4 protein-coding genes are annotated in these 8260 nt (G+C 54.7%); all 4 read left to right on the plus strand.

Going from position 1 to position 8260, the window contains the following annotated elements; genetic code table 11:
- Window positions 1-357 precede the first annotated feature (357 nt).
- The gene (locus VGE80_RS13045; RefSeq protein WP_440592982.1) at window positions 358-2718 is read left to right on the plus strand and encodes a DUF1592 domain-containing protein; all 2361 of its coding nucleotides are present in this window, start codon (window positions 358-360) and stop codon (window positions 2716-2718) included.
- A 104-nt stretch (window positions 2719-2822) separates the two neighbouring features.
- Window positions 2823-4091, plus strand: a complete 1269-nt coding sequence (locus tag VGE80_RS13050; protein ID WP_440592983.1) for a DUF1552 domain-containing protein — start codon at window positions 2823-2825, stop codon at window positions 4089-4091.
- A gap of 872 nt (window positions 4092-4963) precedes the next feature.
- The gene (locus tag VGE80_RS13055; protein WP_440592984.1) at window positions 4964-6688 is read left to right on the plus strand and encodes a response regulator; all 1725 of its coding nucleotides are present in this window, start codon (window positions 4964-4966) and stop codon (window positions 6686-6688) included.
- A gap of 241 nt (window positions 6689-6929) precedes the next feature.
- Window positions 6930-8099, plus strand: a complete 1170-nt coding sequence (locus tag VGE80_RS13060; protein ID WP_440592985.1) for a citrate/2-methylcitrate synthase — start codon at window positions 6930-6932, stop codon at window positions 8097-8099.
- Window positions 8100-8260 lie beyond the last annotated feature (161 nt).

Genomic DNA, 8260 nt, shown 5'->3' on the forward strand with positions numbered 1-8260 from the left:
ATGTCGCCTGCCAGATCGTGGCGGCCCCCCTTCTGACCTTGTGGCGTCCGCATTGCAGCAACAAGTCTGCTCACCGGATGGCGTCGTTTCCGTGATCGTCCCTCGGTCCCCCTACAGCTTGATAAAGAACCGTTGCCTGCCCCCGCCATGTCAAGGGGGGGAGTCATGGCGAATGTTCTCGACGGTTGTTTGGCCCACTTGCAACCCGTACAATCTCGCAACACAAAACAGTGAACGCAAGTTGAATCGAAAGTAGCCGTGTAGAGGTACTGAAGTTCAAGTCAATCTGTTTCGGACCTGGATTTCGCTCATCTTGCTATTTCGAGAGACGGCTGCAAGAACGGAAGCGAGGGCCGATTGTCATCCGAGAGACTCTTTTCAGTATTGTTCCTGGGGATCGTTGCGTTATCCCTTTGCTTGTCGTCTGCGACGGCCAGCGACAGGAAGCTGCATGATTTCCTCACCCAACACTGCACGAGCTGCCACAACGACCATGTGCAGAAGGGTGGCATTAATCTGGATCGCCTGGAAGACGACTGGGACGATCCAGATCTGTTGCTAATCTGGTCGCGGGTCCATGATCGGGTCTCGCGCCGTGAAATGCCCCCAAAAAGTGAAGTCCCGCCAGATCGTTCGGCCATTAACGTCTTCACCTCGCATCTCGCGGAGCAGTTGACGCAATCAGAACTCGCGCAGAAGCGATCGGGACTCCGGCGGCTCAACCGCGTGGAGTATGAGAATACGCTAAGCGACCTGTTCGGAATTCGCGTCTCAGTGAAGGACCTCTTTCCAGACGATCCGACAGCGTTTGGATTCGATACGGTAGGCGATGTGTTGACAATCTCTTCTCAGCACCTGGAAGCCTATCTTTTGGCGGCAGACCGTGCAGTCCGTGAAATCATGGGCCCCCCGAGTAAACCGCTTACGATTGATGTCAAAAAACTGATGTCCAGGGATTCGTTTGCGACTCACGCCCTCAATCGGGTGTTCGTGAAAACAGACGACGGCGGACTCGTCGCATTTCAGAACCTGGACTGTCCCATGTGTTTTATCGCGGGACAGGCAAAAGCGACGGGAACGTACCGCGTCACGATTCAGGCCAAGGTCTATCAGACTGACGAACCGCTCGTCATGGCCGTGTATGGGGGAGATGTGATCCGTCGTGCAGGTCCGGTACGTCTCGTCGAATACTTTGACGTTCCCCCCGGTGACCAATGGACGACCATCGAGTTCGAGGATTATCTCGAAGAAGGTCATACCTACCGTGTGGCCCCGTATGGACTCTCAGCACCCCTCGTGGGACCCGATCGATTTAAAGGCCCCGGGTTGGCGATTGGAGAAGTCTCTGTTCAAGGACCGCTTGAGGATTGGCCTTCCCGAAGCAGAAAGGAGCTATTCAAAGGGGTCAGGTCGCGCTCGCCCGGCATTGCAGACGCACGAAAAATTTTCGAACGACTACTCCCTCGAGCGTACCGACGACAGGTCACTCCAGAGGAGATTGATGCCCCGCTGAAACTCGTACAAGCGGCGCTTGACGCGGACAAGCCATTCGAAGACGCAATCGGCGTCGGCCTGAAAATGGTACTCTGCTCACCAGGATTCGTCTTGAGAGAGGAACCCCTCGAGCAGACAAATGGGCAGGAATCAGATTTCATCACGGACACAGCATTGGCATCCCGGCTGTCCTATTTCCTCTGGAGCTCAGGGCCTGACGACGAGTTGCTAGGGCTGGGTTTATCCAACCAACTCCATCGACCCGATGTCCTGAGACAGCAAGTTGAGCGACTGCTCTTGGATCCCAAAGCAGAACGCTTCGTACAAAACTTCACAGGCCTGTGGCTCAACCTGCGTGATATCCACTTTACGGAACCTGATGCGACGCTTTTTCCTGAGTATGACGAGATGCTCGGTTATTCCATGCTGGAAGAAACGTATTACTGCTTTCATGAGATCATGCATGAGGACCGGTCGGTTGTCGAATTCGTCGACGCCGACTGGTCGTTTCTCAACGAACGTCTGGCGACACACTATGGACTGAAGGGGATTCGTGGAGCAAAGCTGCAGCACGTTCGACTTCCTCCCGAAAGCGGACGTGGCGGCGTCCTCACACAGGCCAGCGTGCTGAAAGTGACCGCCAACGGGACGTCAACATCGCCGATCGTACGGGGCGTGTGGATTCTCAATAACATCCTGGGTCAGCCTACACCACCACCTCCTCCCGATATTCCCTCGATCGAACCCGATATTCGAGGCGCGGCCTCGATTCGCGAACAGGTGAAGCGCCATCGCCAACATGAGTCCTGCGCTGGCTGTCATAACAAGATTGATCCCCCCGGATTGGCACTCGAATCGTTCGATCCGATTGGAGGGATGCGAAAAGCCTATCGCAGCCTCGGAGAAGGAACTCCTGTTGACCTGGTAATCAGGTTTAAGCCGGTCCAGTACAAGACAGGTCGACCGGTTGACCCCAGCGGAACCATGCCGGATGGACGCAGGTTCAAAGACATCACGGAATTCAAGAAGATCCTTGCAGAGGACAAAACCAGCGTGGCGACGTGCCTGACTGAAAAACTGCTGACGTACAGTCTGGGACGCAAGGTTCGATTCTCGGACCGCGAGGCAGTGAGTGAGATCGTGAAGAAATCTGAAGCGAAAAATTATGGATTCCGCAGCCTCATTCATGAGGTCGTTCAGAGCGATACCTTCCGTCGCTGGTGATCCCGTTCGCGTAGGCAACGGAGGAACTCACTAAACCAGAATGACATTGGACCCATTGCGAGTGACGGTCATCACAGACGTCCCACCCCTGAAAGAAATTCCAGATGCAAACCATCGATCGCCGCTACTTTCTGAAGGGGATGGGGATTTCCCTGTTTCTACCGCTGCTGGATGTGATGCAAGCTGCTCAGGAGGAAACAAACGGCCCGGCAAACACCCAGCGCAGAATGGTTCTGATCGACCAGGGATTCGGATTCCACGCACCCAACCTCTTCCCCCAAAAAGGGGGCATTAACTACGATTCAACGCCTTATCTTGATGTGCTGAAAGACCTGCGTGACCATTTCACGCTGATATCAGGAACATCACACCCCGACGTGGACGGAGGACATCTCGCTTGCGTCTCATTCCTGACAGCGGCACCGAAGCCGACGAGTGTCAGTTTCAAAAACACGATCTCTGTTGACCAGGTTGCAGCCGAGCAGATCGGGAGTGCGACTCGCTTCGCTTCGTTGGCACTCGCGGTCGGCTCTGGTCGTGGCATCTGTTTCTCACGCGGTGGGGTCGAGATTCCACCCGAGTCACGACCATCGCGAATATTCTCTCGTCTGTTTCTCGAAGGGAGCCCCGCCGACAAAGAACGACAGACTCAAAAGATCAAGGACGGCCAGAGCGTCATGGACTCGGTTCTGGGCGAAGCCAAATCACTCCAGCGCCGTTTGGGAGCTCGCGACCGCGATAAACTGGATCAATACTTCACAGCCGTCCGCTCGGCCGAGGCCAAACTGGTGAAGGCGGAAGAATGGGCCAGAAAACCCAAACCGCAAGTAAACGTCAAAGCGCCGCGAGACATTCCCAATCTGGCAGATGTTATTGGCAGAACGCGATTGATGTATGACATGATCCATCTGGCTCTCCAGACCGATTCGACCAGATTAATCACTCTGCACAGCCCTGGAGTCAACGCAGTTCCCCCCCTGGAAGGGATTACTCAGGACTACCACAATCTTTCCCATCATGGCCAGGATCCAGCCCGACTTTCCGAGTTGAAGGTCATCGAGACAGCGCAGTTGAAACTGTTTGCGGAATTTCTCAGCAATCTGCAAAGCACCGAAGAAAAGGATACGACGCTACTCGACCAGACGATCGTGATGCTGGGTTCCGAACTGGGAAATGCCAACAGCCACGACAACCGTAACCTGCCGGTGATCCTTGCCGGAGGGGGCTTCCGACACGGCCAATACCTTGCGTTCGATTCCCACAAGAATACGCCGCTGGCCAACCTCTACGTCTCAATGCTCCAGCAGCTCGGATTAGAAGTGGATAAGTTTGCCTCGAGCACGGGGCCCCTGTCAGGTCTGGAGCGCGCCTGAATACGGACATCTCAGCTTCCGGAACTCCAACGTCAACGCCCTGTTGAAAATGTGGGACAGGCACTTGGAGCAAGGCATATTCCTCATTGATTTCGAGCGGACTTCGGAGCCAGTCCCCCATTTTTCAACAGCCTGTTAATCCTGATTCCAATCCTGCTCCGCAATTCGTACTGCGCGTGATCGATGCTGCTCGCTCTATTCACACGGACTGGCACCCGGGAGTAACACCAATCTGTCTCTCCAGCGGGCGGTCTCGCGTGACAGTACGGACGTCCTGCGTTTGATTTGATCACGTTCCGGAAGTGTCAAGCCAGGTTGACGGTGTCCCGGAAAGCAACTTGTGCGGCGAGCTGCTGCAGCCGGGGCACAAAATGCCCGTGCCGTCAGGAATCGGCGAATTCCTCAAGCAGGACGGTGGCGCAGACGATTTCGAATATACGGATCGCATTCGATGTGACAATTGACAGGATCCGCAGCATCAATCGAGCGAGTCAAACCATGAGATGCGAATCATCACGCCCGATGGGGAAACTCAGCGTTCGTCGCGTTTTCGTCGGTGATGAGCGCCGTTCACCAAAGGGCATTGGGATCCCGATTCGAGATGACAATCCACATTGAGCGACTTCCAACATCACCAAATTTTGGCCAACTCATCATCCCCGTTCTTCGTGTAACGGGATCCGATTTGACACACCTCTGCTCAGGGATCAACTGAAGTTTGTCAGGAAGTACAATCGAATTCCTCTCAATTTGTCCGCCGAGTGGAAAGCCGAATTTTTAGTCGTGAGATCTCGTAACATGTTGCTGGCTGCACTTGACGCTTCTATAATTCGGTTTCGATCTTGTTGAGTGAGCAGGGAGAGCTACGCCTCGTGTCCACGACTCCTCGGATATTAGTTTACGGTGCCAACGAAGACGCCGGACGTTCCCTTTGGGAATCCGTACGAACGGCCGACTCCCTGATCGGCAGCCACGACAACACCGGGTGGCTGACGAAATCTCCCGAGGGGGAATTCCAGGGCGCTCTGGTCCTGGGTGAGACACTTCAGCATCTCCCCACGATGATGGCTCTGGAGACCGTGGTAAAGCACCTGCCTGAAGGGGTTGCAGTTCTCGACCTCGATCTGAAAATTCAATGGTGTAATGACCGCTTTGCCGAGATGACGGGACGCAAGGGTAACAGTTCGCCTTCCCCTGTCGGTTTGACATTTGATGAGGCCTTCGCGACGCCTCATATCGTCGGTCCCGATTTTGCTCCCTTCCACAATGCACTGGGTTCAGGCATGACAGCCCGAACGAAGTATCGCATCGGGGAATCGACTTACATTGACGTTGTTGCCGCTCCGATTCTGCCTGAAGGGGGTATTGATCCGACCCTCGTCGTCGTGACTGTCCGCGACATCTCTCAAGAGCATCAGCAGGGCGAAAAGCTGACCGCCATCCACGAAGCAGGTCAGGACTTGGGGGACATCGCTCCGGAAGACCTGGTCTCAATGTCGGTCGATGCTCGCAAAATGCTGCTGCGAGAAAAAATCATCCTCCACACGAAGGACGTTCTCAAGTTTGAAACGATTGAAGTCCGCTTGCTGAACGAACGGACCAATCGGCTTGAACCGCTGCTGCATGTTGGCATCCTCTCAGAGGCGGCCGAACGTGAACTTTATGCGCTGCCGACAGATAACGGCGTGACCGGCTATGTGGCCGCGACAGGCAACAGCTATCTGTGTCGCGATACATCTCACGATCCGCTGTACCTCACCGGAATCGACAACGCCAGCAGTTCGCTGACCGTGCCGATCAAACGTCACGATCGCGTCCTCGGTACATTCAACGTCGAGAGTACACATGCGAACGCATTCACCGAGCAGGATCAGCAGTTCCTGGAACTCTTTTGCCGTGACTTGTCAGTTGCATTGAACACGCTGGAATTGCTCGTCTACGAGCGGGCGACAGTGGCCTCAGAAAGTTCAGCCGTCCTGTTGCGTGAGGCGGCTCGACCAGTTGATGAAATTCTGAACGACATTGCCTGGTTGAAGAACAAGTTCGTTGGTTTCGACCCCCAGGCGACCGAGCGGCTTCAGCGAATGCTGAAGCAGACCCGCACGATTCGTCAGTTGATCTTCGGCATCGGCGAGAAGGTTGCCCCGCAAGTCTCAGCACCGATGGGAGGGGAAGCGTTTTCCAAACCGAAATTGCGCGGGAAGCGCGTTCTGATCGCCGATGCGGATGAGTCTGTTCGTGCAGCCGGTCATGAACTTCTGGCTAGGTTCGGTTGTGAAGTTGAGACAGCACACAACGGGGAAGAAGCGCTGCTGATGATCAAGAGCTTCAACTATGACGTTGTGCTCTACGATGCGGAAATGACCGACATCAATCTGATCGAGGCGCTCGAAAAAATTCGCGCCATTAACGCCACCATCCCCGTGGTCTTGATGAAGGGATTCGGTTACGACGGTGCTCACCGCATGGTGAAAGCACTGCTGATGGGCTTTAAACTGGCTCTCTATAAGCCGTTTCGTCTGGACCTGCTGCTGACCGAATTGGACAAGGCATTCTCCTCCGCCGCTGAGACACCACCCGCCGGTTTAAGTTCATGAATCCGAGTCGGATTTCCGAAACGCTAACTGTGAACCGCGATGAAACCAGATGCCTCTGCCACAGTTGTGTCACCGTTCGTTGATCTGTAGCGGTCGAGTGTTATACTTTTTTGAAACGGGAGCCGGAGTCGATCTTCTGCGGAAGTATTTTCGGCATGGAAAACTGATTGTGCAGCGTCCGTAACACTGCTTCCCCACCGTGCTCCTCAGCCCTTTCGTTGCTTCACCAGTGAGACCGTCAATGACTGCCGCTGTATCATCCTCCGCCTCAGAAAAAGAAATCGCTGCAGAAAAAGCGGCGACCCGTGGATTGAAGGGGATCATCGCCGCCGATACGAAAATCTGCGACGTGAATGGTGATGAGGGGAAACTTGTCTACTGCGGTTACAATATTCACGACCTCGCGAAAAACAGCTCCTTCGAAGAGACCGCTTACCTGCTCTTCAAGGGAGAACTGCCAACCTCACAGCAGCTGGCCGACTTCAATAAAGTTCTGGTCCATCATCGTGAAATTGAACCTCAGATTCTGACGTTCCTGAAGTCACTTCCCAAGCACACGCCCCCGATGGCCGCTCTACGGTCCGCCATCTCGATGTCAGGCGTTTACGATCCGACCGCCGAAGACAATTCTCCGAACGCCAATTTCGAAAAGGCGATTCGGTTGACTGCGGAAATGACGACGATCGTCGCGGCCATTCGGAGAATTCAGGCTGGTCTCGAACCTGTCGCTCCGCGAGATGACTTGAGCCACGCCGCGAACTTCATGTACATGCTGAATGACAAGGTTCCATCAAAAGACGCCGAAAAAGCGATGGACCTGATCCTGATTCTGCACGCGGAACACGCGCTCAACGCCAGCACATTCGCGGCTCGTGTCATCGCCGCAACGTTGTCTGACATTTATTCCGCCGTGACTGGTGCCATTGGGGCACTCAAGGGTCCTCTGCACGGTGGGGCCAACACGGAAGTTCTGAAGACTCTTCAGGAAATCGGCGAAGTCGCAAATGTCGTCCCCTGGGTCGAAGCCGTTCGTGCCAAGAAGGGCAAGTTCATGGGCTTCGGACATGCGGTCTATAAGGTAGAAGACCCACGGGCGATTCACCTGAAGGATCTTTCCCGCCGGCTGGGCGTAGAGACCGGCGACACCAAGCTGTACGACATTTCGCTGGCCATGGAACAGGCAGTCAAAACGAGTATTCACAAGAACTGCAACGTCGACTTCTACTCTGCCAGCCTGCAGTCCTACATGGGGATCCCGGGCGACATGTTCACCTGCGTCTTCGCCGCAAGCCGCATCGTGGGCTGGTGTGCTCATATCCTTGAGCAACTCAGCGACAACAAGATCATTCGCCCTTCCTCCAACTACATTGGACCGGTCGAACGTACCTACCGCTCAATTGACCAGCGCTAAATCTGAGAAACTCCGCGAGGGAAATTCTCGTCGCCGGATGTCACTCCTTCGCAGAATTCGGTAACAGGAAATGGGATGATTTTTCATCCCATTTTTTTACGTCCCGAGAGCCTGAGCGGCCTCGTTCTCGAACGAATGCTCGCGGGGAGTGCAAGCTTTGG

This window comes from Schlesneria sp. (assembly GCF_036405755.1).
GTDB classification, from domain to species: Bacteria; Planctomycetota; Planctomycetia; order Planctomycetales; family Planctomycetaceae; genus Schlesneria; species Schlesneria sphaerica.

What these genes read in the sequence shown, in the direction of transcription:
- VGE80_RS13060 (WP_440592985.1), top strand. Translation starts at nt 6,930, where the DNA reads ATGACTGCCGCTGTATCATCCTCCGCCTCAGAAAAAGAAATCGCTGCA.
- VGE80_RS13050 (WP_440592983.1), top strand. Translation starts at nt 2,823, where the DNA reads ATGCAAACCATCGATCGCCGCTACTTTCTGAAGGGGATGGGGATTTCC.